At 71.2% G+C, this 22,992-nt stretch carries 27 protein-coding genes; 14 read left to right on the top strand and 13 right to left on the bottom strand.

Annotated elements, in window-relative coordinates; genetic code table 11:
- Positions 1-36: 36 nt before the first annotated feature.
- Positions 37-1,209: a hypothetical protein gene (locus AC3RX0_RS09300; RefSeq protein ID WP_491505699.1), complete on the bottom strand. Its 1,173-nt coding sequence runs from the start codon at positions 1,207-1,209 to the stop codon at positions 37-39.
- 75 nt (positions 1,210-1,284) lie between these two features.
- Here AC3RX0_RS09300 and AC3RX0_RS09295 point away from each other — a divergent pair, with 75 nt between their 5' ends.
- Both AC3RX0_RS09295 and AC3RX0_RS09290 read left to right on the top strand, forming a co-directional pair.
- Positions 1,285-2,652, top strand: a complete 1,368-nt coding sequence (locus AC3RX0_RS09295) for an ATP-dependent DNA helicase (protein ID WP_491505698.1) — start codon at positions 1,285-1,287, stop codon at positions 2,650-2,652.
- Between the two features lie 111 nt (positions 2,653-2,763).
- Positions 2,764-4,056 carry a serine hydrolase domain-containing protein gene (locus AC3RX0_RS09290; protein WP_491505697.1) on the top strand — a complete coding sequence of 431 codons (1,293 nt, stop codon included), beginning with the start codon at positions 2,764-2,766 and terminating at the stop codon, positions 4,054-4,056.
- 12 nt (positions 4,057-4,068) lie between these two features.
- On the opposite strand, the gene AC3RX0_RS09285 is transcribed toward AC3RX0_RS09290, so the two are convergent.
- Genes AC3RX0_RS09285 through AC3RX0_RS09275 form a run of 3 tightly spaced genes read right to left on the bottom strand, consistent with a single transcriptional unit; the run spans position 4,069 to position 5,956 of the window.
- On the bottom strand, positions 4,069-4,830 hold the full coding sequence (locus AC3RX0_RS09285; RefSeq protein WP_491505696.1) for a hypothetical protein: 762 nt from the start codon (positions 4,828-4,830) through the stop codon (positions 4,069-4,071).
- Positions 4,827-5,318, bottom strand: a complete 492-nt coding sequence (locus AC3RX0_RS09280) for a DUF6114 domain-containing protein (RefSeq protein WP_491505695.1) — start codon at positions 5,316-5,318, stop codon at positions 4,827-4,829. The genes AC3RX0_RS09285 and AC3RX0_RS09280 overlap by 4 nt, the downstream gene beginning before the upstream one ends.
- A 41-nt stretch (positions 5,319-5,359) precedes the next feature.
- Positions 5,360-5,956: a DUF6230 family protein gene (locus AC3RX0_RS09275; protein WP_491505694.1), complete on the bottom strand. Its 597-nt coding sequence runs from the start codon at positions 5,954-5,956 to the stop codon at positions 5,360-5,362.
- 94 nt (positions 5,957-6,050) lie between these two features.
- Between AC3RX0_RS09275 and AC3RX0_RS09270 the strand changes: the two genes are divergently transcribed.
- The 5 genes from AC3RX0_RS09270 to AC3RX0_RS09250 all read left to right on the top strand — a co-directional run bounded on the left by AC3RX0_RS09270 (position 6,051) and on the right by AC3RX0_RS09250 (position 8,721).
- The gene (locus AC3RX0_RS09270) at positions 6,051-6,656 is read left to right on the top strand and encodes a TetR/AcrR family transcriptional regulator (protein WP_491505693.1); all 606 of its coding nucleotides are present in this window, start codon (positions 6,051-6,053) and stop codon (positions 6,654-6,656) included.
- A gap of 156 nt (positions 6,657-6,812) precedes the next feature.
- Positions 6,813-7,559 carry a GAF and ANTAR domain-containing protein gene (locus AC3RX0_RS09265; protein WP_491505692.1) on the top strand — a complete coding sequence of 249 codons (747 nt, stop codon included), beginning with the start codon at positions 6,813-6,815 and terminating at the stop codon, positions 7,557-7,559.
- A 74-nt stretch (positions 7,560-7,633) separates the two neighbouring features.
- On the top strand, positions 7,634-7,987 hold the full coding sequence (locus AC3RX0_RS09260; protein WP_491505691.1) for a hypothetical protein: 354 nt from the start codon (positions 7,634-7,636) through the stop codon (positions 7,985-7,987).
- A gap of 91 nt (positions 7,988-8,078) precedes the next feature.
- A complete protein-coding gene (locus AC3RX0_RS09255; protein ID WP_491505690.1) occupies positions 8,079-8,318 on the top strand; it encodes a hypothetical protein in 240 nt (79 codons plus the stop codon).
- The gene (locus tag AC3RX0_RS09250; RefSeq protein ID WP_491505689.1) at positions 8,299-8,721 is read left to right on the top strand and encodes a PIN domain-containing protein; all 423 of its coding nucleotides are present in this window, start codon (positions 8,299-8,301) and stop codon (positions 8,719-8,721) included. Before AC3RX0_RS09255 ends, AC3RX0_RS09250 begins: the two co-directional genes overlap by 20 nt.
- Here AC3RX0_RS09250 and AC3RX0_RS09245 read toward each other — a convergent pair.
- Positions 8,714-8,959 carry a hypothetical protein gene (locus AC3RX0_RS09245; RefSeq protein WP_491505688.1) on the bottom strand — a complete coding sequence of 82 codons (246 nt, stop codon included), beginning with the start codon at positions 8,957-8,959 and terminating at the stop codon, positions 8,714-8,716. The two genes, AC3RX0_RS09250 and AC3RX0_RS09245, sit on opposite strands and share 8 nt — an antisense overlap.
- 219 nt (positions 8,960-9,178) lie before the next feature.
- Here AC3RX0_RS09245 and AC3RX0_RS09240 point away from each other — a divergent pair, with 219 nt between their 5' ends.
- The 3 genes from AC3RX0_RS09240 to AC3RX0_RS09230 are packed head-to-tail and all read left to right on the top strand — an operon-like array spanning position 9,179 to position 13,678.
- Positions 9,179-10,846: a MutS-related protein gene (locus AC3RX0_RS09240; RefSeq protein ID WP_498165943.1), complete on the top strand. Its 1,668-nt coding sequence runs from the start codon at positions 9,179-9,181 to the stop codon at positions 10,844-10,846.
- Positions 10,843-12,339: a MutS-related protein gene (locus AC3RX0_RS09235; protein WP_491505686.1), complete on the top strand. Its 1,497-nt coding sequence runs from the start codon at positions 10,843-10,845 to the stop codon at positions 12,337-12,339. Before AC3RX0_RS09240 ends, AC3RX0_RS09235 begins: the two co-directional genes overlap by 4 nt.
- Positions 12,230-13,678: an MFS transporter gene (locus AC3RX0_RS09230; protein ID WP_491505685.1), complete on the top strand. Its 1,449-nt coding sequence runs from the start codon at positions 12,230-12,232 to the stop codon at positions 13,676-13,678. The genes AC3RX0_RS09235 and AC3RX0_RS09230 overlap by 110 nt, the downstream gene beginning before the upstream one ends.
- On the opposite strand, the gene AC3RX0_RS09225 is transcribed toward AC3RX0_RS09230, so the two are convergent.
- The gene (locus AC3RX0_RS09225) at positions 13,647-13,991 is read right to left on the bottom strand and encodes a hypothetical protein (protein WP_491505684.1); all 345 of its coding nucleotides are present in this window, start codon (positions 13,989-13,991) and stop codon (positions 13,647-13,649) included. The two genes, AC3RX0_RS09230 and AC3RX0_RS09225, sit on opposite strands and share 32 nt — an antisense overlap.
- A 231-nt stretch (positions 13,992-14,222) precedes the next feature.
- On the opposite strand from AC3RX0_RS09225, the gene AC3RX0_RS09220 reads away from it, so the two are divergent.
- Genes AC3RX0_RS09220 through AC3RX0_RS09205 form a run of 4 tightly spaced genes read left to right on the top strand, consistent with a single transcriptional unit; the run spans position 14,223 to position 16,175 of the window.
- Positions 14,223-14,834: a histidine phosphatase family protein gene (locus tag AC3RX0_RS09220; RefSeq protein ID WP_491505683.1), complete on the top strand. Its 612-nt coding sequence runs from the start codon at positions 14,223-14,225 to the stop codon at positions 14,832-14,834.
- A 50-nt stretch (positions 14,835-14,884) separates the two neighbouring features.
- Positions 14,885-15,391 carry a universal stress protein gene (locus AC3RX0_RS09215; RefSeq protein ID WP_491505682.1) on the top strand — a complete coding sequence of 169 codons (507 nt, stop codon included), beginning with the start codon at positions 14,885-14,887 and terminating at the stop codon, positions 15,389-15,391.
- Positions 15,388-15,807, top strand: a complete 420-nt coding sequence (locus AC3RX0_RS09210; RefSeq protein ID WP_491505681.1) for a fluoride efflux transporter FluC — start codon at positions 15,388-15,390, stop codon at positions 15,805-15,807. Before AC3RX0_RS09215 ends, AC3RX0_RS09210 begins: the two co-directional genes overlap by 4 nt.
- A complete protein-coding gene (locus tag AC3RX0_RS09205) occupies positions 15,804-16,175 on the top strand; it encodes a fluoride efflux transporter FluC (protein WP_491505680.1) in 372 nt (123 codons plus the stop codon). Before AC3RX0_RS09210 ends, AC3RX0_RS09205 begins: the two co-directional genes overlap by 4 nt.
- Here the strand turns inward: AC3RX0_RS09205 and AC3RX0_RS09200 are convergent.
- Genes AC3RX0_RS09200 through AC3RX0_RS09170 form a run of 7 tightly spaced genes read right to left on the bottom strand, consistent with a single transcriptional unit; the run spans position 16,172 to position 22,962 of the window.
- Positions 16,172-16,780 (bottom strand): alkylhydroperoxidase domain protein, encoded by a 609-nt coding sequence (locus AC3RX0_RS09200; protein WP_491505679.1) that lies wholly within the window; start codon positions 16,778-16,780, stop codon positions 16,172-16,174. The genes AC3RX0_RS09205 and AC3RX0_RS09200 overlap by 4 nt on opposite strands.
- Before the next feature lies 1 nt (position 16,781).
- Entirely contained in the window at positions 16,782-17,369 is a 588-nt protein-coding gene (locus AC3RX0_RS09195) for a CMD domain protein (protein ID WP_491505678.1), read from the bottom strand.
- Positions 17,362-18,393: a putative FMN-dependent luciferase-like monooxygenase gene (locus AC3RX0_RS09190; RefSeq protein WP_491505677.1), complete on the bottom strand. Its 1,032-nt coding sequence runs from the start codon at positions 18,391-18,393 to the stop codon at positions 17,362-17,364. The genes AC3RX0_RS09195 and AC3RX0_RS09190 overlap by 8 nt, the downstream gene beginning before the upstream one ends.
- On the bottom strand, positions 18,390-19,118 hold the full coding sequence (locus tag AC3RX0_RS09185) for an ABC transporter ATP-binding protein (protein WP_491505676.1): 729 nt from the start codon (positions 19,116-19,118) through the stop codon (positions 18,390-18,392). Before AC3RX0_RS09185 ends, AC3RX0_RS09190 begins: the two co-directional genes overlap by 4 nt.
- Positions 19,115-19,972 (bottom strand): ABC transporter ATP-binding protein, encoded by an 858-nt coding sequence (locus AC3RX0_RS09180; RefSeq protein WP_491505675.1) that lies wholly within the window; start codon positions 19,970-19,972, stop codon positions 19,115-19,117. Before AC3RX0_RS09180 ends, AC3RX0_RS09185 begins: the two co-directional genes overlap by 4 nt.
- Positions 19,969-21,771, bottom strand: coding sequence for an ABC transporter permease (locus AC3RX0_RS09175; protein WP_491505674.1), 1,803 nt, complete (start codon positions 21,769-21,771; stop codon positions 19,969-19,971). Before AC3RX0_RS09175 ends, AC3RX0_RS09180 begins: the two co-directional genes overlap by 4 nt.
- Before the next feature lie 24 nt (positions 21,772-21,795).
- The gene (locus AC3RX0_RS09170) at positions 21,796-22,962 is read right to left on the bottom strand and encodes an ABC transporter substrate-binding protein (RefSeq protein WP_491505673.1); all 1,167 of its coding nucleotides are present in this window, start codon (positions 22,960-22,962) and stop codon (positions 21,796-21,798) included.
- Positions 22,963-22,992: the final 30 nt, after the last annotated feature.

The raw sequence follows: 22,992 nt of genomic DNA, 5'->3' as shown, positions 1-22,992 counted from the left end.
ACACGCGCCCGCCGCGGTGTGCCGGGATGCCGCGGCTCAGTCGCTGCCGGGAGCGCTGACCTGGATCGATGCGGTGCCGTTGGGCGAGATGTCGATCGTGCCGTCCATGCTGAACGGCACGTCCTCGTCGAGACGGTGCACCGACCCGTCATAGATCGAGCGGATGTCCACGACGATGTGCGCCGTGCCGGTCGTGACCGGGATCGCCCAGTCCTCGCCGTGCGGAACCACCGTGATCTTGGGCGCCTTGACCATCGACCACGTCGGCGGCTCGTCGATGCGGTTCTGCACCACGTACCCGAACGGGCATCCCGTCGGCTGCAGCACCTGCTGCGTCGCGCACTGATCGAGGAAGTCGTCGACCCGGCTCTGCACGGTCGAGACGAACTTCTCGGTCGGCTCGGTCTGGATCTGGACCGGCACATTCTTCATCGGGGCGTCCGAGAGCACGGCGACCCCCGGCGAGTACGAGATCGGGGTGTCGACACGCACCGAGTACAGGCCCGGGGTGAACATCAGCATGGGCACCGGGGCGGCCGGATCGACGTCGGGGCCGGCGAGGGACACCTGACGCTTGTCGAGCCGGAAGCCGTTGACCTGGAACGCCATCGAGCCGTGCACGGTGAGGTCGACGACAGCCAGGGGGCTCTGGGCGAACCGCCACGCCGGCACCACCCCGATGCGGCCGTTGCCCTCGACCTGGAACGTCGTGGTGCCGGGATAGCCGCCGGCGCGGTAGCCGACCGTGACCTCGGTGACGTCGCCGTTGGTCTGCTCGGAGCGGATGTCGATGTCGGTCAGTGTGGCCAGGGCCGCCTGGCGCAGCAGCACCTCGGATGCGTTCTTCGGCAGCCCGGCCGCCCTCATCGCCGAGCGGTCGATCGCCACGCCCGGCACCTGCAGCGCGTCGGCGGCGTGCCCGGTGGAGAGCAGCTCGAGGTAGTGCCGCACGAACGCCGACGGGCTGTACAGGCTCCGGTACAGGAACACCCCGCCCACGCCGAGCCCGGCCAGCAGCACCGCGATGATGACCGCGATCAGTGTGAGGTCCCGGCCGAGCCGCAGGCGGACGCCGCGGGCGGGCGCCGGTGCGGCGGCTGCGGCATCCGGAACCTGCGCGCCCGGGTCCGCGGCGCCCGCGGGCGACGTGCGCGGGCTCGAGACGACGCGCGGCACCGTCGCCGTCGCATCCTCGATCCCGGGGTTCATCCTCTCAGTCTAGGAAAAGCCGTCCGGAAGGAGCCTGTGGACTGTCGCGCGGCGACGCATGAGCGGACGCCTACCATGGACAGGGTGACCACGCCCACCCTGTCCGCCGAGCAGGAGGCGCTGTTCCGGCTGATCGAAGACACCCGCGAGCACGTGTTCGTGACCGGGCGCGCCGGCACCGGCAAGTCGACCCTGCTGAACCACCTCGCGATGCACACCGACAAGCAGATCGCGGTGTGCGCGCCGACCGGCGTCGCGGCGCTGAACGTGATGGGGCAGACCATCCACTCGCTGTTCAAGCTGCCGATCGGGCTCATCGGCCGCAAGGACGAGCCGCAGTCCGACGCCACCCGCAAGCTGCTGAACGCGATCGACACGCTCGTGATCGACGAGATCTCGATGGTGAACGCGGATCTGATGGATGCCGTGGACCGCGCGCTGCGGACGGCCCGGGGCCGCCGCGCCGAAGCGTTCGGCGGTGTGCAGGTCGTGATGTTCGGCGACCCGTACCAGCTCGCGCCGGTGCCGCCGCGCGGCGACGAGATGCGATATGTGAACGACCACTACCGGTCGTTCTGGTTCTTCGACGCGAACGTCTGGGCGGGCGAGGCGCCGGATGCCGCGGGCCTGCTGGATCTCGGACGCCACGGCGCCGAGCTGAACATCCGCGAGCTGCGCGACATCCACCGCCAGTCCGACCCCGGGTTCAAGGCGATGCTCAACGCGGTGCGGCACGGGCGGGTCACGGCCGACATCGCGCAGGTGCTCAATGACACCGGGGCGCGCACCCCGCCGGTGTCCGCCGACGGCGAGGCGCCGGTGATCACCCTGGCCACCCGCAACGACCGGGTCACCGCGATCAACAAGCGGCACCTGGACGCGCTGCCGGGTCGCACGCAGACCGCGGTCGCCGAGATCAACGGCGACTTCGGCCGCGGCGACGCATACCCCGCCGACGTGGACCTGGCGCTGAAGGTCGGCGCGCAGGTGATGTTCCTGCGCAACGACACGCAGTCCTTCGGCGAGCCGCCCCGGTGGGTCAACGGAACGATCGGCACCGTCACCCGCATCGCCGGGGGAACCGTCCGGGTCGACGTCGACGGCGACGAGCACGACGTCGAGCCCGCCGTGTGGGAGAAGTTCCGCTACGCGTACGACCCGGCGACCAAGGCGCTCACGCGCGACATCGTGGCAGAGTTCACGCAGTTCCCGCTGCGGCTGGCCTGGGCCGTGACGATCCACAAGTCTCAGGGCAAGACCTACGACCGGGCGATCATCGACCTGGGCTCGGGCGCGTTCGCGCCGGGGCAGACCTACGTCGCGCTGTCGCGGCTGACCTCGCTCGAGGGACTGTACCTGACCCGGCCGCTGCGGCCGCGCGACATCCAGGTCGATCCCGACGTGCAGCGGTTCATGGCAGCCGTCCGGGCCGCGGCATCCTGATCCTGCGCGCCTGCGGCAAAGCCTCAGGAAACCCGCGTCTTCCGGGCACTCTTCGGCGGGCCGGGCGGTGTGTGTTTGAATGCTAGGACAGAAGTCGACCGGGGGGTGAGGATGCCGGTTCGCTCGAGGATCGTCCGCACGGCCATTGCGGCCCTCGGCGCGCTCGCCCTGCTGGTGACCGTCGCCGGGTGCTCGGCCACCGCTTTCACAGGCGACCCGGTCACGCTCGCACCCCAGAAGCAGCTGCCCGACCACACGCGGCAGCAGCTGAAGGCCGCGGTCACCGACGCGATGGCGGCCACCGGATCGTCGGGGGCGATCGTCGGGGTCTGGGCGCCGTGGAGCGGCTCGTGGGTCGAGGGTCTGGGAACGACCTCGCACGACGGCAAGACGCCGGTCGAGGCCGACATGACGTTCCGCGCCGGCGACATCACACGCGCCATGACGTGCGACGTGCTCTTCCAGGTCGCTGCCCGCGGCAAGGTCGGGCTCGACGACAGCGTCGCGGACTACGTCAACGGCATGGCAAACCTCTCGAACGTCACGCTGCACCAGCTGTGTGACGGTACGAGCGGGATCGGCTCGTACCGCGGTGTGCTCGAGGACCAGCTGCACCTGACGCCGGGCCGCAAGTGGGATCCGCGCGAGCTCGTCGGCTACGGTGTCGGGCAGGTGGGCGGCGACGTGGAGCCGGGCGTGGCCTACCGCGACTCGGACGCCGGCTACCTGCTGCTGGGGCTGGCCCTCGAGCGGGCGACCGGCAGCAGCGCGTCGCAGTTGTTCGCCCAGTACGTGGTCGACCCCCTGCACCTGTCGCACACCGCCCTGCCGGGGGCTGCGGCATCCGACCCCGTCGTGCGCGGATCGACCCCGCTACCCGGCTACTATCTCGGGTCGACCGCGAAATCCGGTGCCTTCGTGTGCGACAAGCAGACCGACATCACCGAGCAGTCGGCGAGCTTCGGCTGGACCGACTCGGGCGTCGTGTCGGACATCGACGACCTCGGCGTGTACGCCCACGCCCTCGCCGAGGGCACGCTCGTGAAGACGGGCGAACGCCTGTCTACACCGCTCGCGGTGTCGAGCGGGTCGCCCGCGTGGTTCACGACGGCCGGCGGCGTCATCAAGGCGGGGCCCCTGGTCGGTCAGTACGGGGACGCGCCCGGATACCTCACGGCGGCGTTCGCCGACCCGGGCAGCGGCCTGGTCGTCGCGGTGGTGCTGAACGACTCGACGGCCGGCAGGGGGCCGATCGTCGACCTGGCGCGCGAGCTCGCGGCCATCGCGTCGATGGCGCCGGCCACGGGCGGCAAGGACGCCCCAGCCCTGGGTCTGCCGTGGACCGCCGAGCAGTACCACTCCACGATCGCGAAGAACGCGATCTGCTCCGGCCCCCGCTCCTGAGCCGGAGGCGGGTCAGTCGGTGAGGCGCTGGTCGGTGTTCGTGTACGCGATCTCGTCGGCGCGAGTGCCCATCATGCCGAGGGTCACGCGCAGCAGCCCGGGCTCGATGCCGTCGGCCGGCGGCGGGGTGTGCGCGCCGAGCGTGTAGGACTTGCCGTCGTGCGTGGTCGCGGTGATCGAGCTCAGGTAGACCTCGACGTGACCGCGCAGCGTCATCCGATCGGCGGTCGTCGCCAGGATCGGGCCGGTGTCGCGGCGCACGGTCAGGGCGAACCCGTCGATCGTGATGCTCGCGGCCCGCAGGCGCAATGCGGCCACGCGCTTGCCGTCGGCCAGCCGCACCTTGACCAGAGCGATCCCCTGCAGCCCCGAGAACGACAGCGACCGGGCGGCCAGCTGCGCCGGCGGCTGCGTGAAGACCATGCTGTCGTCTGCCGGCAGCAACGCGAGATCGGGGGATGTCGGCGCCGGGGTCGTCTGGGATCCCGTGCCGTCCGACGCAGGCGCGCTCGCCGACGGATCCGGGACCGGGCTCGTGCCCGTCCCAGTCGGGGGGATCGTCACGCCCGGAACGGGCACGGGCAGGCCTCCGCCCGACGTCCGACTCGGGGTCGGGCTCGGCGTCGGGCTCGGGCTCGGGCTCGGGCACGGGAGCAGGATCGGAATGCACAGCTGCGCCGACGCGGCGGGCGCCGCGACGAGGCTCCCTGCAGCGGTCAGGCACACCGCCGCGGCCGCAGCCACGATCGTGCGTCGAACGCGCGTGGAGGTCATGCGTCCTCGTCCGTCCGGTCGGCGCTCCTGCGGCGTGCGCCGAGCTGCTCGTCGCCGCGCCCGCCGTCGCCCAGCTCGGTGCCGGCCGCCTCGGCCTCCGCACGGCGCGCGTGCCGCGGCATCCATGCCACCACCAGGATCCCGCCGACGCAGCCCAGCAGCATGCCCAGCACGAAACCGCCGAGGTTCACGCCGATCAGCGAGTAGACCGCGATCGCGAGCGCGATCACGCCGTAGAAGATGTGGTGGGCCGGCATGAGCATCGCCAGCACGCCGACGAGCACGAGAGCGATCGGGATGACGGTGGCCTGCATCCCCTCGATACCCAGCTGCACGCGGATGTTGCCCAGATCGAGCTGGCTCGACAGGAAGATCTCGATGCCCGCGAGCATGGTCAGCACCCCGCCGAGCGCCGGCCGGGCGCGGTACCAGAGCGCGAACCGCCCGGGTTCCCTCTCGCTCGCCGTCTCGTCCGCGGTCCCGCTCATCGATCCGTCCACCGCCTCGCGGTGCCGCCGCCGCGTCTCGGTCAGAAGCACTGCTTCGTTCCGTCGGTGAGCTGCAGCTTCATGCCGGTCAGCGTGAACACCGAGGCCTGCGTGCTCCACGCGGTCTGCTCGAGGTCCTTGATCGTCACGGTGTCGGCATCCTGCGCGAAGTCGCCCGCCGCGCCCTTCGCCTGCGTGTTCACGGTGGACGCGTCGACGCCGATGCGGATGTGGCTGAACGACGAATCGCCCTTGAGCCCCGTCATCCCGATCTGCAGGTCGGATGCCTCGGCCGGCTTGTCGCCGCCGCCGGCCGTGATCAGCACGCCGACCTTGCCGAGCGGGGTCTCGGTCACCACGGACTGGCACAGGTCGTGCAGGGTCGCCGACTTGATGTTGGCGATCGCGACGGCGTGGCTCTTGCCTGCGGTGTCCTTCGCGACGCCCGCGTACTGCGAGAACCCGGTGCCGTTCAGGCTCGACGCGCTGATCTGGAACTGGCTGCCCGACACCGAGAACGACACGGGGACAGCGCCCTGGGCCACGCCCGTGCCCAGCAGCGAGACGGCGAGGGCGACGGGGATCGCGGTGAGCGTGATCCGTCCGGTGTGCGAGCGGGCGAAAGAACGGAACGACATCGGGCCTCCTGGGTCGAGGGCGCGACGATGCGCCCTCCCCGAGCATATGACTCGTTGACTGCGGGTCAATAGTGGATCCCATTAGGCTTCTTTCATGTCCGGCGAAACCCGGCGGCGGATGACGCCCGACGAGCGACGCGCTCAGCTGATCGCGCTCGGTGTGAACTTCCTCGCAGACCGTCCGCTCGACGAGCTCACCGTCGACTGGCTCGCCGAGCGCGCCGGCATCTCGCGTGCGCTCGTGTTCCACTACTTCGGCACGCGCCAGGGCATGCACCGCGAGGTCATGCGCACCGCCGGCGACAGCCTGCTGCGCGCCGGCGAACCGCGGCCCGAGCTGCCGCCGGAGGAGCGATTCCGCGACACGCTCACCCGCATCGTCGTGTTCGTGCGCGAGCACCGCGGCACGTTCTATTCGTTCGTGCGGGGCGCCGCCAGCGGCGACCGGGCGGTGCGCGCCGTGACCGACGAGGCGCGTGCCGAGAACGCGCGGCACCTGATCGAGGTGTTCCTCGAGCTGGGGCTGCCCGACACCGAACTGCTGCGGGTGGCCCTGCGTTCATGGGTCGGGTTCGCCGAAGAGGTGCTCGTCGAGCTGGCCGTCGACGCCGACCGGCCGGTCGATGAGATCGTGGACTTCCTCGAGCGCACCGCGCACGGCGTCGTCGCCGCCGTCCGGATGCACGGCGCCACCGGCTGAGGGCGACGGACTGTTCGCGCCGGTCGGCCCCGATAGCAACCCCGTGCCGCGAGGTCAACCCTGCTGCGTGATCGTGCGCGGACCATAGACTCGACGTGCGCGCGTCGACCGGCGTCACGGCGGCCACCTTCGACGGGTGGACTCAGGAGAAGCGATGTGACCGACACCTTCCGAGACGCACGACTCTTCCAAACCTTCGCGAAGCTGGCAGACACGCTGGTCGACGATTACGACGTCGTCGATCTGCTGCAGTCGCTCGTGGACGCGTGCCGCGAGCTGCTGACGACGACGTCTGCTGCCGGCATCCTGCTCGCAGATGCCGACGGCGAACTGGAGCTGGTCGCCTCGACCAGCGAGGGCACGCCTCTGGTCGAGACGATGCAGCTGGGGGCACAGGCCGGGCCCTGCATCCAGAGCTTCCGCACGGGCGTGGCCGTGTCGGTGCCTTCGATCGAAGACAGCCCGCCGGAGTGGGCGGCGTTCCGTGACAGCGCGCTGACGCTGGGATTCGCCTCGGCCGAGGCGATCCCGCTGCGGCTGCGCGATGTCACGATCGGCACGCTGAACCTGCTTCGTTCCGAAGGAGGAACGACGCCCGAGATCGATCTGCTCGCCGCACGCGCCTTCGCCGACGTCGCCACGATCGGAATCCTCCACGAGCGCACGCTCCGCGAGTCCGAGGTCCTGGCCCAGCAGCTGCGGGCGGCGCTGAACCGGCGCGTGGTCATCGAACAGGCAAAGGGCGTGGTGTCGTTCACCAGCGACGTGCCCGTCGATGAGGCGTTCGAGATCGTCAGGCGCTATGCGCGACACCACCAGCTGCCGCTGATCGAGATCGCGACGAGGATCGTGCAGCGTGAGCTGCACTTCGATGCGACGGGTGATCCGAGTCCCGACGGCTGAGGGCGACGTAGACTCGATGGACTGACACCCCGGACCCCGGTGCCGCTCCAGTGGACGACAATGCGAGGGATGGTATGAAGTACCTGGTCAACCACGCGGGATCGTATCTGACCGGCGACGACATCGCCGATGCGGTCATGGAGTACGGCCGTGCCCTTGTCGAGAACGAGCGCGCAGAGCTCGTCGACGTCCCTTTCGTCGGTTCGTCCGGCGAGCACCGGTGCGTCCAGCTCGTCGTGGGCTGGGGAGCTGCACTGAACGCGGTCTCCCCCATCGACATCGGGAGGGTGGAACTGATCGACACCGCGATCACGGCACAGCTGCGGCGCGACGCGAAGTCCCTGCTGCGGGACTCGGCGCCATCCGGTGACACCCCGCTTTCGCAAGAAGAGCTCGCCTGGCTGCACGGCGAGACCGCCCTCTGGTGAGGTGACGATCGAGCGGAGGGCGGCCGTGGCATCCGGCGCTCATCCGATCCCGTCCCGCGTCGGCGCTGTGAAACAGTGATACTGTGAAACTGTGAAGAACATCACCGTCTCAGTGCCCGACGAGGTGTACCGTCGCGCCCGCATCCGCGCGGCGGAGGCAGGGTCTTCGATCAGCGCGCTCGTGACGGCGTACTTGCGCTCGCTGGACGCCGACGATGCCGAATACCGACGACTGGTCGACCTGCAGGCGCAGACGGTGGCCGGCATCGTGGACTTCCGTGCCCGCGACCGGCTGACCCGCGACGAGATCCATGACCGCGCGATTCGTTGACACGAACATCCTCCTGTACGCCATCTCGCGAGCGGAGGATGAGCGTGCGAAAGCGACGCAGGCCGCGCGGATTCTGGACGAACGCGAGAACGTCGTCTCGACCCAGGTGCTGCAAGAGTTCTTCGTCCAGGCGACGAGGGCCTCGCGACAGCATGCGCTCGACATCGCAGACGCGGCGGCGCTCGTGGAGGCGTTCACCCGGTTTCGGGTTCAAGACCTCACCGTGCCGATCGTCCGCGCGGCCGTGCGGCTGCAGCAGCGGTACTCGCTGTCGTACTGGGACGCCGCCATCATCGAGGCGGCCCGCGCGGCGGGCTGCGGACAGGTGCTGTCCGAGGACCTCTCCGACGGCGAGGACTATGGCGGAGTCGTGGTCGTCAATCCGTTTCGCGACCTCACATAGAGCTTCGAACCGGTCCTGCACCCCATCGGTGGCCGAACACGGTCATCACGACGTCTTCGGCGGTGTCGATGTCGATCGTCGCGACCCACACGTCGTACGACGCCACCGCGTCCGCGGGGTCGTGGTGCCGGCCGACGGGCGCTGTCCAGGGCGCGACGATGCCGACCGGCCGGTCGATGAGATCGTGGACTTCCTCGAGCGCACCGCGCACGGCGTCGTCGCCGCCGTCCGGATGCACGGCACGCGCGCCTGACGGCGCCGACCTCGCGCGTAGCCCGAGCCCCCACAAACCGCGAGGGTACAACTGGTGGGCGAGGCGCGGGGAAATGACCGCACCCTCGCCCACCAGCTGTACGCTCGCCGAGACGGCGGGGGATCCGGGGGCAAGCCGGGGGTCGTTGCCGCGGGCGCCCCGCGGTGGGATGCTGAAGGTGACGGCGATGGAGTCCGCCGGGGCATGGCCCGAACCGCAACCACGCTGATGGCGCCTGTGACGGGAGGAGTCACGGTGTCGGCCATCGATATTCACCACGAATCCCGCAGCGGCGATGTCGGGACGGGCTTACGCAGCGTCCTCGCCCCGGGCGACGCACCGACCGGGCGACAGCCCGCATCCCGTCGCACGGCCGACGACGTGCTGCACGACCTCGCGCTCGACCAGGTGCTCGAGCGCCTCGACCGGCGGGCGCCGGCTGCCGCCGACGCGTTCCGCACGCTGTGCCCGGACGAAGCCACGGTCGTCTACCGGCAGGAGGTGTTCGCCGCTGTGCGCGACCCGGAGCTGCGCGGCGTCGTCGACCGGTTCCTCGAGGAGTTCGGGCGTTCGGACGCCGCCGAGGCCGCGGCATCCCGCCCCCGCGCCGCCTTCGACGCGGACCTGTGGCGCCTGTCGGCGGTGATCCGTTACGGCGACGCCGTCGACGGCCTCGCCGAAGGACTGGCCGCCTGCCGGGTGACGGCGGAATCCGCGGCGTTGCGCGGATTGGCCGAGCACCTCGCGGCCTACCGCGCGTCACCCAAGTACACGGCGCTCGAGACCGAGGCCCGGGCGTGCCGCGCCGAGCTCGACGGGCTGCAGCACAACCTGCTCATCCGCGACGCACACGTCTCGGTCGCCGCGACCGACGGCGAGGACGACCTGCGCGCGCAGGTGCTCGACACGTTCGCGCGATTCCGCACGCGCGACGAGACGGCGTCCGTCGCACGGCCCGCCGATCGGGGTCTCGACCACGTCCAGGCCTGGATCCTCGAACGGGTCGCACGTGTGCATCCCGCCGCGTTCGAGCGGCTGCGCCGGTTCGGGCAGAGCACGGGAGGATACCGCGACGAGGTCGTGCAGCGCTTCAGCGGCGAAGTGTGGTTCTACCTCGCGTGGCTCGACCACATCGCCCCGCTCCAGCGTGCGGGGCTCCCGTTCTGCATGCCCGTGGTCTCGGCGAGCGACAAGCGGCTCGACGCGCGCGACACGTTCGACATCGCGCTGGCCGGCCGGCTCGTCGCCGACGGCGGCGCCCTCGTGCGCAACGACATCTCGCTCGGCGGAGGGGAGCGGATCATCGTCGTGTCGGGGCCGAACCAGGGCGGCAAGTCCACGACTGCGCGTACGTTCGGGCAGCTGCACCACCTGGCCGGGGTCGGTTGCCCCGTCCCCGGCCGCAGCGTGCGGATCCTGCTGTGCGACGGTGTGCTGACGGCGTTCGAGCGCGAAGAGCGGCTCGACGATCTGGCCGGGCGTCTGGAGTCCGAGATCGAGCGGATGCACACTCTGCTCGAGGCGGCGACTGCGCGCACGGTGCTCGTGCTCAACGAGGTGTTCGCCTCGACCGCGCTGCAGGACGCCCGCACGCTCACGCGCGACGTGCTCGAGCGCATCCTCGCCCTCGACGCACTCGCGGTGTGCGTCACGTTCATCGACGAGCTGTCGCGCATCGACGAGCGCACGGTGTCGATGGTCAGCACCGTCGACCCGCGCGACCCGGCACGGCGCACGTTCCGCGTCGAGCGGCGCATCGCCGACGGCCGGGCGTACGCTCGTGCCCTGGCGGCGGCCCACGGGCTGACCGGGCCGCAGATCGCCGGACGGCTGGCCGCGCGGCCCACGGGCGGAGAGGGGCAGGGACGATGAAGGTGCGCCTGATGGACCCCGACCGGGACTTCGATCCGGATGCCGTCGGGGCTGCGGCATCCGACGACCTGCGCCGGGATCTGGAGCTCGACCTGGTGTGGGACGTGATGGGCGCGGGCGACGGCTTCGTCCGGGCGGTCGCGCGCGCGGCCACGTTGCAGCCCGTGACCGATCCCGCCGTGATCGCGTACCGCCAGGAGGCGCTGGGCGACGCGATCGCCGCGCCCGAGGCGGTCGCCGAGCTGTACGCGCTGGCCGGCGACGCGCTCGAGGTGCGCCGGGGCATCCTCATGATGCCGGTGCGCGGTCGGCCCGAGATGACGCTGGCCGCCGCCGTGCGCATGCTCACCGCGCTCGCCGATCGGCTGGACCGGCTGCGGGAGCTGTGCGCGCACATCGCCGGGTCGTTTCGTTCGCGCGCGTTCCGCGGGTTGTGCGCGGTCGTCGGCGGCGAGCTCGATGACGCGTACCTGCGCCGGCTGCGGACGCAGCTGAAGGAATTGGAGTTCGGTCCGGGCATGCTCATGAGCGCCGGGGTCGGGCACGACGGGCAGGTCGCCGGACAGGTGCTGCGCCGCGCCCGGCGCGAGGGGCGGGGGCTGTTCGCGCGCACGCCGTTGAAGCGGCCGGTCTACGGCTTCGCGATCCCCGAGCGCGACGAGGCGGGGTTCGACGCGCTGACCGCGCTGCGCGAACGCAGTGTCGCGGATGTCGCCGCCGCAGCGCACGAGTCCGCCGAGCACGTGCTCAGGTTCTTCCGCCGTCTGCGCGCCGAGCTCGCGTTCTACCTGTCGGTGGGCAATCTGCGCTCGGCGCTGCAGGCGATCGGCGTGCCGCTGTGCACTCCGCGCGTCGGCGGCGAGGCGGCGACCGTCGCCGCCGGACTGTGCGACCCGTGTCTGGCGCTGCGGACAGGCGCGGCACCCGTCGGCAACGACGTCGACCTCGGGCGGAGCCGGCTGCTGGTGATCACCGGCGCGAACCACGGCGGCAAATCGACGTTCCTGCGGGCGCTGGGCGTCGCGCAGCTCATGGCACAGGCCGGGATGCCGGTGCCCGCGCGCCGATTCGAGTCTCCGATCGCACAGCATGTGCTCACGCATTGGACGCGCGAGGAGGACGCCGGGCTGCGCCACGGCAAGCTCGACGAGGAGCTCGACCGGATGAGCCGGCTGATCGACCTCGTGCAGCCGGGAGACCTCGTGCTGTGCAACGAGTCGTTCGCCTCGACGAATGAGGCCGAAGGCTCGCAGATCGCACTGGATGTGGCATCCGCCCTCGTGCGCGCGGGCGTGAACGTGCGGTACGTCACGCACCTATACGACTTCGCGCACGCCGTGCAGGACGCCGGGCTCGGCGCGCAGTTCCTGCGCGCGCCGCGGGATGCCGAGGCTGCGCGCAGCTACCGCCTCGAGGTGGGTCCGCCCCTGCCCACGAGCTTCGGCGTCGACCTGTACGACCGTGTCTTCGGGACCCACCTTGCGCACGCCTGACGCACCCGGCGACGGCGCCGCCCACCCCGACCCCGCCGCCCCGGACCCCGCCCCGGATCCCGACCCTTCTGCCCGCGAGGGTACAGCTGGTCGGCGAGGGGCAGGGAAACGCCCGCACCCTCGCCGCCCAGCTGTACCTTCACCGAAACGGCGCCGGGTCGCGGGCGGGGCGTGGGCGGTCGGGGCGGCGAGCTTCTTCTCCGACAGCGGGCACGAGATGGTCACGAGCGTGCTGCCGTCGTTCCTGACGAGCACCCTGGGCGGGTCGGCGGCCGCCCTCGGCGTCATCGACGGCGTCAGCGACGCGTGCGCCGGGGTGACGAAGGTGATCGCCGGGCCCTTCGCGAACGATCCGGGCCGGCGCCGGGCCATGGCCACGGGCGGCTACGTCGTCACCGCGATCGCCACCGCCGCGATCGGCCTGGTCTCTGCGGTGTGGCAGGCCGGCGTCCTGCGGGCAATCGCCTGGATCGCCCGCGGCGGTCGCTCGCCCGCGCGCGACGCGATGCTCGGTTCGATCGCCGGGGCCGGCGCCTACGGACGGGCGTTCGGCATCGAGCGGTCCGGCGACAACCTCGGCGCCGTGGCCGGTCCGCTGATGGCGGCGGTGCTCGTGGGCTGGATCGGCATCCGTCCGACCATGTGGTTCGCACTGATCCCGGGGCTGCTGGCGGCGGTGGCCATCACGGTGGCGGCCCGCATCGCGCTGCGGTTGCCCCGGAGTGGGCAGAGGCCGCGCGCCCGCCTCGACGTCGCGGGGCTGCGCGCGTCGCGACTGGCCGGGCCCCTGCTGCCGGTCGTGCTGTTCGAGTGCGGCAATCTCGCGACGACCCTGCTGATCCTGCGGGCCACCGACGCGTTCGCCGCGTGGGGCGTGGCCGGTGCGGCGTCGCTGGCGATCCTCGTCTACGCCGGGCACAATGCGGTCGCGGCCGTGGCCGCCCTTGCGGGCGGCGCGTGGCTCGATCGCACCGGACCGCGCCGCGTGTTCGCCACCGCGGCCGTCGTGTACGTCGTCGCGTACGCCCTGCTGGCCGCGAACGCCGCCGGCCCCGCCGGACTCGTGATCGGCTTCGCGCTCGCCGGCGCGGGCATCGGCCTGGCCGAGACGGCGGAGTCGGCGCTGGTGGCCGGCATCCTTCCGGATCGGCTGCGCGGCAGCGGGTACGGCGTGCTCGGCGGCATTCAGGCGGCGGGGGATGTCGTGGCCACTGTCGTCGCCGGAATCCTCTACACGATCGCCGGTCCCGCGGTCGCGTTCGGCTACGCCGCCGCATGGATGCTGCTCGCGGTCGTGGCATCCGCTCTCATCCGGTCCCGTCCCGTCTCGGTGCGGTGACACATCGGTGGCCGAACACGGTCATCACGACGTCTTCGGCGGTGTCGATGTCGATCGTCGCGACCCACACGTCGTACGACGCCACCGCGTCCGCGGGGTCGTGGTGCCGGCCGACGGGCGCTGTCCAGCCCGGGATGCCGCGCTCGCGCAGGGCGACCAGCAGGACCTCGGCGACGGCGTGCGGAACGCGGGCGAGCTGCGCCCAGGTGAAGGCGTCGAGCCCGTTGCCGTGGCCGCCCGGGGGCAGCCAGTATGCGCGGCCGAGCTGCAGGAACTGCTCGGCCGACATCGGCTGCTCGTCGGACATGCTCATCGGCTGATCCTCGGTCCACAGCGGTTGGCGACCCGGCGTTCGTGCCGCTGCTCCCATCATCGCGCGCGCCGCGGGCCTCGGCGCCGGCGCACCCGCTCATGGCAGACTGGGGGCAGGACGCACGTCCGGCGGTGGTGGGGCTCACCGCGCACAACCTCGGCTTCGGCCGACAACGGTCCCTGTCTCACCATCACGCGTGCGCCCGCACACGCCCGGGGACAGGAGCGCCGAATGACAGCATCCCTCTTCTTGATACGCCACGGCCGTACCGTGCTGAACGCGCAGGACCGGCTGCGGGGTCTGGCCGATCCGCCGCTCGACGACGTCGGCACCGTGCAGGCCGAAGCGGTCGCGGACGCGCTCGAGGGGCGGGATGTCGTGGCCGTCCACTGCAGTCCGCTCGATCGGGCCATGACCACCGCCCGCCTGATCGCCGCCCGCTTCGGACTGACCGCGCATCCCGACGTGCGATTCAACGACCGGGACTACGGCCCGTGGACCGGGCAGGAGCGGGCGGCCGTGAACGCACGGTTCGGGTCGGTGGATGCCGCACCCGGCGTGGAGCCGACGGCCGCCGTGATGGCTCGCGTGCTGCCGGCCATCGACGCCGTGCGCCGCGACGGCCACGGTGTGATCGTGGTCTCGCACGACGCCGTCATCCGGCCGCTGGTGCGCAGTCTCGCGCCCGAGCGCGACCTGGCGATCCCGACCGGTTCGTGGTCGGAGCTGCGCTGGGACGACGGCTGGACGGTGATCTCGGCCGGGAACGTGCCCGATGCCGCTGCCGGGAACGTGCCGGACGGCAGACTCGCCGGCGACGCTGTTGCCGGCGGTGCCGTGTGAGCGGCGCGGCAGCGCGCGACAATGAAGGCGACGGCGGAAGAGAGGGCGACATGGACGCGAACGACAGCCACGGCGTGATCCTCGTGGGGGTGCAGAAGGGGCTGCCGGACGACGTGCTGCGCGAGGCGGCGCGGCTCGCGCGCGATCTCGGCGAGGACCTCGTGTGCGCGCACGTCGACCTCGAGCGCTACACGGTGGGCGAGAAGCTCGACGGCGGCGCGTTGTCGGCCTCGATCGACCCGGATGCGCCTGACGACGCCGAGGGCGACTTCGACGCGGCGCTGGCTGCGCACATCGACGACGTGCTCGCCGGCGCCGGGGTGGAGTGGACCGGACGCGAGCTCGCCGGCGACCCCGCCCGCGCACTCGGCCGGCTCGCCGACGTCGTGCACGCCCGGTACATCGTCGTCGGCACCCGCGAGGCATCCGTCCGCGAGACCGTGCGCGAGTTCTTCCAGGGCTCGGTCGCCAGCCACCTCGCCCACCGGCAGCACCGGCCCGTGCTGGTCGTGCCGCTGAGCCCCGTGACCGACGGTCGGGCGCTGCCGTGGGAGTGAGTGCGCATCGTCCTGTTCATCTGCGGTGGTCGGCGATCGGTCTGGTCGTGGTCGGGGGCGCGATCGGCACCGTCGTGCGCTACCTGCTGCTGCTCGCCGTGCCGGACGGGGGCGGGATGCCGTGGCCCGTGCTCGCGATCAACGTCGTGGGCGCGTTCGCCCTCGGCTGGCTGCTCGAGTTCCTCGCCCGGGCCGGCCCCGACGCCGGACGCCGCCGGGCCGTCCGCCTGTTCGCCGGCACCGGGATCCTCGGCGGGTTCACGACGTATTCGACGTTCGCCGTCGGCGCCGACGGCCTGTTCGCCGCTGACGCGCCGTGGGCCGGGATCGGCTACGCCGTGGCGACGATCGTCGTCGGGGCCGCGGCATCCATCGCCGGCATCGTCGTCGCGGCCCGGCTCGGGACCCGCGCATGACGGGGATGTGGCTGGCACTGGCGGTCGCGCTCGCCGGCGGGGTGGGCGCCGCGTGCCGGATGGTGCTCGACGGGCTGGTCAAAGAGCGCGTGCGGGTGCCGTTCCCGCTCGGGACGACGGTGATCAATGTGACCGGATCGTTCCTGCTCGGGGTGGTGACCGGGCTCGCAGCGGCGCTCGGACCGTGGGCGGCCGTGGTCGGCACCGGGCTGCTCGGCGGCTACACGACGTTCTCGACCGCCAGCTATGAGACCGTGCGCCTCGCGCAGGGCGGCCGGTGGCGCGCCGCCGTCACCAACGGCTTCGGGATGCTGGTGGTCTCGCTGCTCGCGGCCTGGCTCGGCCTGTGGGCCGGCGGCCTCTTCTAGGCTCCCGGGGGAGTGGGCTCGCCCAGCGAGAGCATGAGCCGGTTCGCCCAGTTGAAGAACGCGGCGCTGTAGATCACGTCGACCACGGCCTGATCGTCGAGTCCCACCGCGCGCAGCGCGTCGATGTGAGCCCGGCCGAAATGCGACGGCGTGGCCGTGAGGGCAGCCGCCGCCTCGACGATCGCGGTCCAGCGGTCGTCCTGCTCGCCGTCGATCCCGAGATCCAGCAGCCGCTGCACGTCGTCGCGGCGCGACGGGGCCTGCAGCGACGCGAACCGCGCGTGCACCGACGCGCAGTACAGGCAGCCGTTGGTCCGCGAGGTCGCCGCTGCCGACAGCTCCCGCTCCACGCGGGCGAGCCCGGTGTCGGTGTTGTAGAAGATGTCGTTGTCCGCGCGGGTACGCGCCCCCAGCACGACGGGGTCGCGCACCAGCAGACGGAAATACGGGCTCGACGCGCGAGAACGCTCGACGAGCGCCGTGTAGTCGTCGTCGGTGAGCTCGTCCTGCGGTTTGGGTTCGAGCCAGGGCACCCAGCCGAGTTCCTGCTGTGTGAACGCGTTCGGACGAGCGAGGTCCGGGTGGCGGATGACGGTCTCGGCCATGTCAGATCGCCTCCTTCAGGGCGGTGAGGCCCGCGACGACGCGCAGCTGGAAGTGCGTGAACGCCACGAGCTGCGAGACGGTGACCACTCCGTCGGTGCTCCAACCCGCATCGAGCAGCGCCTGCAGGCCGTCGGGACTCGCGTCCCGGGGGCGGAAGGTCAGCAGGTGGGCGTGCTCGAGGGCTGCGGCCAGGCGCGCGCCGATCGCATCGCGGAGGGTGGGGGATGCCGCGAAGCGCGGTCCGTCTTCGTCTTCGACGCTCAGCGGCCCCGGGGGATAGGCGCCGTACGGGCCGGTCGTGGTCGCCTGCGGCAGCGCCGCCTCGACGGCGTGCGCGACGGGTGCGTCCAACGCGGCGAGCAGTCCGCGGTAGTGCGCCGCCAGCTGATCGGCGCCACTGAGCGCCGCGACCCAGTAGCCGATCGCGGCGCGCTCGACGGCGCTCGCGCGCTGCAGATCCGTCGGGTTCGTGACGAGGGCGTCATAGGTGGCCTGGGCGTCGCTGCGAGCCACGGGGCGCTTCGCCCGCAGTGCGTCGAGCCGGCCTCCCGCGGTCACGCCGAGCAGCGCATCGATGAGGTCAGACACGGCTCTCCTCGAGGCTCGCGGCCGCACGCCAGCCGAGGGCGGGTGCGACCTCGGCGGCGATGAGCTCGAGGGAGCGCAGCAGGACGTCGTGCGGCGGGTCGACCGGGTGGGACTGGAACACGATGTCGGTGGCATGGCGCAGGACGTGGTCCTGCGCCAATTCGGCGATCACCTGGTCGGGGGTGCCCACGTGCAGGTCGAGCAGGGCGCACAGCTCGCGCGTGCTCGCATCCGCCGGGATGTCGATGCCGAAGATCCGAGCGCTCGCGCGCGAGCGCTCGATCCCCCGCTCGATGAGCCGCGCGACCGTCGTCTCGTCGTCGACGACGACGAGGTTGCGGGACGCGAACACACGCGGCGCCACCGCCGCCGGCAGGCTCGCGCGGTAGGCGTCCACGACACTGCGCTGCGTGTCGGCGAGGGCCGCGAAGCCGGTGCCGGCGGTGTGCGGCTGCGACTTCGACAGCATCAGGCCGGAACCTGCGGCGCCGATGCGCGCGGCGCCCTCGGCCGAGAACGTCGCCTGCCAGAGCGTGTCGACGAGCGTCGGCGCCGCCGGATACAGGGCGCCCTCATCGCTCGTGAGCACATCGCCGCGCAACGCCTTGACGAGCTGCTCGAGATGCCGCGCGAAGATGGCCGGCCGGTCCTTGGGGTCGTGGCCGAACGGAGGGAACGAGCTGGGCGTGCCGCCGCTGCCCACGCCGAGCTCGAGTCGCCCGCCGGACAGGAGCGCGAGGACTGCGGCATCCTCCGCCACGCGCAGGGGAGCTTCGAGAGGAAGTGTGATGATGCTCGTGCCGAGCACGATGCGACTCGTCAGCAGCGCCGCCTGAGAGAGCAGGACGAACGGCGAGGGGAGCCCGCCCTCCGCCTCATGGAAGTGATGCTGCGCGACCCACGCCGTGTCGAAGCCGGCGGACTCCGCCGCCGAGATCTGCGAGAGCGCGAGGCGATAGCGCTCCGCCGCCGGCACGTCGTCGAGCACCCGCGTGAAGAAGCCCAGTCTCTGTCGTTGCGTCATCGGTCACCGCTCTTTCCCAAGTACGCCTCCTGGATCCTCGGATCGCCGAGCAGCTCCGTCGCGGAGCCGGTGAGGGCGATCTTGCCGGTCGCGAGGACGTACCCTCGGCTCGCGATCGACAGTGCGAGTTCGGCCTGCTGCTCGACGAGGAGCACCGCGACGCCGAGTTCGGCGTTGAGCCGCGCGATCTCGTCGAGCACCTGGTCGACGAGTTTCGGCGACAGGCCCATGGTGGGCTCGTCCATGCAGATCAGGCGCGGCCGGCTCATCAGCGCACGCGCGAACGCGAGCATCTGCTGCTCGCCGCCCGACAGCGTGCCGGCCTCCTGCCGGCGTCGTTCTGCCAGGCGCGGGAAGTGGGCGCGCATCCGCTCGAGGTCTTCGGCGATGCCGGCCCGGTCCGTGCGGGTGTGGGCCCCGGCGTACAGGTTCTCGTCGACGGTCATCTGCGGGAAGACCCGCCGCGCCTCGGGCACGCTCGCGATGCCGGCGCGGATGCGCTTGGCCGTCGGGCGATGGGTCAGATCGTCTCCGGCGAACGTGATCGTGCCCGCCTTGACCTTGTTCAGCCCGAGGATCGTCTTCATCGTGGTCGACTTGCCCGATGCGTTGCCGCCCAGGAGCGACACGATCTCGCCGGCGCCCACCTGAATCGACACGCCGCGCAGGGCGTGGAACGGCCCGTAGTACACGTCGACGGCGTCGACCGTCAGCAGCGCGCTCATCGCCCCTCCTCGTCCACGAGGGTGCGTCGCCGGCCCAGGTACGCCTCGATCACCGCGGGGTCGCGGCGCACCGACTGCGGGTCCCCTTCGGCGATGATGCGACCGCCGTCCATCACGATCACCCGGTCCGAGACGGTCATCACCAGGTCCAGCTTGTGCTCGACCAGCAGGATCGTCTGCCGCTGCGCCTTCAGCTCGAGCAGCTGCGCGAGCACCTCGGCGGTCTCGGACTGGTTCATGCCCGCGGTCGGCTCGTCGAGCACGAGCAGCTTCGGCTGCAGCGCGAGCGCCCGGGCGATCTCGGTGCGTCGGCGGTTGGCGTAGCTGAGCGTGTAGGCCGGGTCGTCGCGGCGGGGTCCGAGCCGGGCTTCGAACCGGTCGATCTCGGTGTCGATGACGGCGTCGATGGCGCGGCGCTCACGCCGCGCGGCCGGCGTGCCGAAGATCGCTACGAACAGCTCGGCCAGCAGCGGGATCCAGCGCAGCAGGAACACGTGCGAGAGCCGGCGGAAGGGACGGTGCGCGCGCAGAGTGGAGTGGATGCCGACCTCGATGTTGTCGGCGACCGAGAGCGTCGCGAACACGCGCCCGTTCTGGAATGTGCGGGCGATGCCGTGCTCGGCGACGTCGACGCTGTGGGCGCGGTCGATGCGTGCGCCGTCGAGCGTGATCGTGCCGTGATTCGGCCGTAGGCTCCCGGTCACGAGGTTCAGCGTGGTGGTCTTGCCGGACCCGTTCGGGCCGATGATCGAGACGACTTCGCCGGCCGAGACGTGGAACGTGATGCCGGCCACGGCCTTGAGCCCCTCGAAGTGGCGCTCCAGCCCCTCGACGTGCAGCAGTGCGTCGCTCATGAGTTCCTCACCAGGATCCCTCCGGGCCGGAACCGCACCACGAGGATGAGCACGAGCCCGTAGACGATGATCCGCCACTCCGGGGCGAAGCGGAGCAGCTCCATCGCGCCGATCAGGATGATCGACCCGATCACGGCGCCGTAAGGCAGGCTGATGCCGCCGAGGATCACGATCGTCACCACGAGCAGCGACGTCAGCATCGTGAAGATCGTGGTGTCGATGTACGTGTACTGATGGGCCAGCAGGGATCCGCCGATGCCGGCGAAGAACGCCGAGACGGCGAAGGCGAGCGCCTTGTAGTCGCGCACCCGCACGCCGGAGGCGAGGGCGGCGGTCTCGTCCGAGCCCACCGACGAGATGACGCGGCCCAGGTGGGAGCGGCGCAGCCGCCACATCACCAGCAGCGTCAGCATGAGCACGACGAAGTCGATGAGGTAGTACGCGACCGGGGTGTTCAATGGGATGCCGGCGATCTGCGGCACCGGGATGTCGTACACCGCGTTCGGCAGGACCAGCTGGATCACGGCGACGATCGCGATGCCCAGGCCCAGCGTGGCGATCGAGATGTAGTGTCCCTTCACGCCCCAGATGGGGGATGCCAGCACCGAGGCGACGATCGCGGCCGCGAGGCCCGCCAGTGGCAGCGCCACCCAGAACGGCACGTGCACGTACACGCTCAGCAGCGCCGATGCGTAGGCGCCGATCGCGATCGGTCCGGCCTGTCCGAGCGCGAGCACGCCGGCTTGGCCGGCGGTGACGGTGAAGCCCGCCGCGATGATCGCGTAGATGAGCACCTGGGTGCCGGTCGTGAGGATGTAGTTGTCTGCCACCAGCGGGATGACGATGCCGCCGACCGCGAACGCGGCGGGCCATACCCAGCGCGGGATGCGCAGCGCCCGTCCCTTGCCCAGGAACGTGCCGGTGAGCGGCTCGGCTGAGATGAGCGGCACCTTGCCGAGCAGGCCACCCGGGCGCACGATCAGCACGACGAGCAGGATGACGAAGACGATGATCAGGCGGGACGCGTCGCCGAACGCATAGATCCCGAACGCCTCGAGGATGCCGAGCACGAACCCCCCGATGACCGCGCCCACGAGCGACCCGAGGCCGCCGAGCGTGGCCGCCACGAACGCGGTGAGGCCGATGTTCAGCCCCGAGGTGGGATTGACCACGCCGACGTACAGCGAGAAGAAGATTCCGGCGAGTCCCCCCAGGGCAGAGGCGATCACGAACGACAGGTTCTGCACGGTGCCGACCGGGATGCCCATCTGCAGGGCGGCCTCCTGGTCCTGCGCGGTCGCACGGATGGCGCGGCCGGTCTTGCCGTACTTCAGGAACAGCGACATCACGATCATCACGGCGGCGGTGACCGCCAGCATCACGACGTCCGATGTGCCCAAGCGCATGTTGCCGATGTGCAGGTTGGAGGTGGGCAGCATCTGCGGGAACACGCGGAACTGCGCGGTGAAGGCCAGCTGCGACCCGTTGTCGAGGATCTGCGAGACGGCGTAGGTCGACAGCATCGCCGCCAGCGGCAGGTACTTCGCCAGCGGCCGCACCACTGAGACGTTGATCACGAGCCCGAGGGCCGCGCACACGACCAGGACGAGCGGCAGGGCGACCCAGAACGAGAGCCCGAGCTCGACCACGAAGAACCACGCCAGCATGGCGCCCAGCCCGAAGAACGAGAACTGGGCGAAGTTGACGACGTTCATGACGCCGAACACGAGGGAGACGCCGACCGCTCCGAGGGCGTACACGTTCCCTCGGAGCAGCCCGGCGATCAGGGTGTCGATCATGATGTGAGGCTCAGCGGTGACGGCTCAGCCGTTGTACGCGACCCACTTGCCGTCCTTCAGGATGGTCGGGGTGAACTGCGGGTTCAGGATGCGGCGGGTCGACGGGTCGAACGTGATCTTGCCGTAGACGACGCTCGGCACGTCCTTGATCTCGCCGAAGCCCTTGAGGATGCCTTCCCGCGTCGGGCCGCCCGCCTTGGCCGCGGCCACCGCGACGTTCAGCGCGTCGTAGGCCCCGGCCTCGAAGCTCGTCACATCCGCGTCGCCGGGGTACTTCTTCTTGAACGCGCTCACGAACGCCTGGACGGCCGGATCGGGGTTCGTCTCGACGAACTGCGCGCCGATGACCGAGCCCGCGGCATCCGGCGTGCCGTCGAACGACTGCTCGTCCTGGCCGCCGTAGAACGTGCCCTGGTAGCCGATCGCGCGCAGCTGCGTGACGAGCTTGGCGGCATCGGGACCGTACCCGATGTGCACGAAGGCCTGCGGCTTCGCGGCGACGGCCTTCGTCAGCGAGGGGCGGTAGTCGTCCGAGGTGGGATCGACCGCCTCGGCGTCGGTGATCTTCAGGCCGACCTTGGCGGCCTCGGCCTTGAAGGCCCGGTAGGCGGGGATGCCCCAGTCGGAGGTGTTCAGGTATGTCAGGCCGACGGTGTCGACGCCCTGCTTCTTGATGTAGTCGGCCGTCCACTCGTAGCTGTCGCTCGTGGTCGTGGAGCTCGACCACTGGTACTGGCTGCCCTTGTCGGTGAAGTCGGGGTTCGAGTTGTTGAAGCCGTACTGCAGCAGCTTGCCGGCGGTGTAGATCGGCGAGGCGGGGATCGAGGCGGCCGACGAGTAGTCGCCGAACACGAGCACGACGTCGGAGTCGCCCACGAACTTCTGCGCGACCGAGACCGACTGCTTCGGGTCGGACTGCGAGTCCTCGTACTTCAGCGCCACCGGGTGCCCGTCGATGCCGCCCTTCGCGTTGACCTGCTCGACGGCGAGGTCGAACGCCTGCTTGAACTGCTCGCCGTACTGGGCGTACTGGCCGGTCTGCGCGGCCGAGACGCCGAAGTACACCGTGCTGTGGGCGGATGCCGATCCGCCCGTGGATGCGGTGGCGGCCAGGCTGCAGCCCGCGAGCGTCATGGCCGCGACCGCTGCGACGGTGCTCGCGAGCAGGGTTCGTCGGATGATGCTGGACATGGTGGGCTCCTTCTGAGCGCGTCGGGTCAT

This window comes from Microbacterium sp. W1-4-2 (assembly GCF_058349885.2).
The sequence above is the reverse complement of the archived record's forward strand: the minus strand, read 5'-3'. Positions and strand labels throughout refer to the sequence as shown.

Coding starts and splice junctions, on each gene's coding strand:
- AC3RX0_RS09300 (WP_491505699.1), bottom strand. CDS start 1,209: ATGAACCCCGGGATCGAGGATGCGACGGCGACGGTGCCGCGCGTCGTC.
- AC3RX0_RS09295 (WP_491505698.1), top strand. CDS start 1,285: ATGGACAGGGTGACCACGCCCACCCTGTCCGCCGAGCAGGAGGCGCTG.
- AC3RX0_RS09290 (WP_491505697.1), top strand. CDS start 2,764: ATGCCGGTTCGCTCGAGGATCGTCCGCACGGCCATTGCGGCCCTCGGC.
- AC3RX0_RS09285 (WP_491505696.1), bottom strand. CDS start 4,830: ATGACCTCCACGCGCGTTCGACGCACGATCGTGGCTGCGGCCGCGGCG.
- AC3RX0_RS09280 (WP_491505695.1), bottom strand. CDS start 5,318: ATGAGCGGGACCGCGGACGAGACGGCGAGCGAGAGGGAACCCGGGCGG.
- AC3RX0_RS09275 (WP_491505694.1), bottom strand. CDS start 5,956: ATGTCGTTCCGTTCTTTCGCCCGCTCGCACACCGGACGGATCACGCTC.
- AC3RX0_RS09270 (WP_491505693.1), top strand. CDS start 6,051: ATGTCCGGCGAAACCCGGCGGCGGATGACGCCCGACGAGCGACGCGCT.
- AC3RX0_RS09260 (WP_491505691.1), top strand. CDS start 7,634: ATGAAGTACCTGGTCAACCACGCGGGATCGTATCTGACCGGCGACGAC.
- AC3RX0_RS09250 (WP_491505689.1), top strand. CDS start 8,299: ATGACCGCGCGATTCGTTGACACGAACATCCTCCTGTACGCCATCTCG.
- AC3RX0_RS09240 (WP_498165943.1), top strand. CDS start 9,179: ATGGCCCGAACCGCAACCACGCTGATGGCGCCTGTGACGGGAGGAGTC.
- AC3RX0_RS09235 (WP_491505686.1), top strand. CDS start 10,843: ATGAAGGTGCGCCTGATGGACCCCGACCGGGACTTCGATCCGGATGCC.
- AC3RX0_RS09230 (WP_491505685.1), top strand. CDS start 12,230: ATGCCGAGGCTGCGCGCAGCTACCGCCTCGAGGTGGGTCCGCCCCTGC.
- AC3RX0_RS09225 (WP_491505684.1), bottom strand. CDS start 13,991: ATGAGCATGTCCGACGAGCAGCCGATGTCGGCCGAGCAGTTCCTGCAG.
- AC3RX0_RS09220 (WP_491505683.1), top strand. CDS start 14,223: ATGACAGCATCCCTCTTCTTGATACGCCACGGCCGTACCGTGCTGAAC.
- AC3RX0_RS09215 (WP_491505682.1), top strand. CDS start 14,885: ATGGACGCGAACGACAGCCACGGCGTGATCCTCGTGGGGGTGCAGAAG.
- AC3RX0_RS09205 (WP_491505680.1), top strand. CDS start 15,804: ATGACGGGGATGTGGCTGGCACTGGCGGTCGCGCTCGCCGGCGGGGTG.
- AC3RX0_RS09200 (WP_491505679.1), bottom strand. CDS start 16,780: ATGGCCGAGACCGTCATCCGCCACCCGGACCTCGCTCGTCCGAACGCG.
- AC3RX0_RS09190 (WP_491505677.1), bottom strand. CDS start 18,393: ATGACGCAACGACAGAGACTGGGCTTCTTCACGCGGGTGCTCGACGAC.
- AC3RX0_RS09185 (WP_491505676.1), bottom strand. CDS start 19,118: ATGAGCGCGCTGCTGACGGTCGACGCCGTCGACGTGTACTACGGGCCG.
- AC3RX0_RS09180 (WP_491505675.1), bottom strand. CDS start 19,972: ATGAGCGACGCACTGCTGCACGTCGAGGGGCTGGAGCGCCACTTCGAG.
- AC3RX0_RS09175 (WP_491505674.1), bottom strand. CDS start 21,771: ATGATCGACACCCTGATCGCCGGGCTGCTCCGAGGGAACGTGTACGCC.
- AC3RX0_RS09170 (WP_491505673.1), bottom strand. CDS start 22,962: ATGTCCAGCATCATCCGACGAACCCTGCTCGCGAGCACCGTCGCAGCG.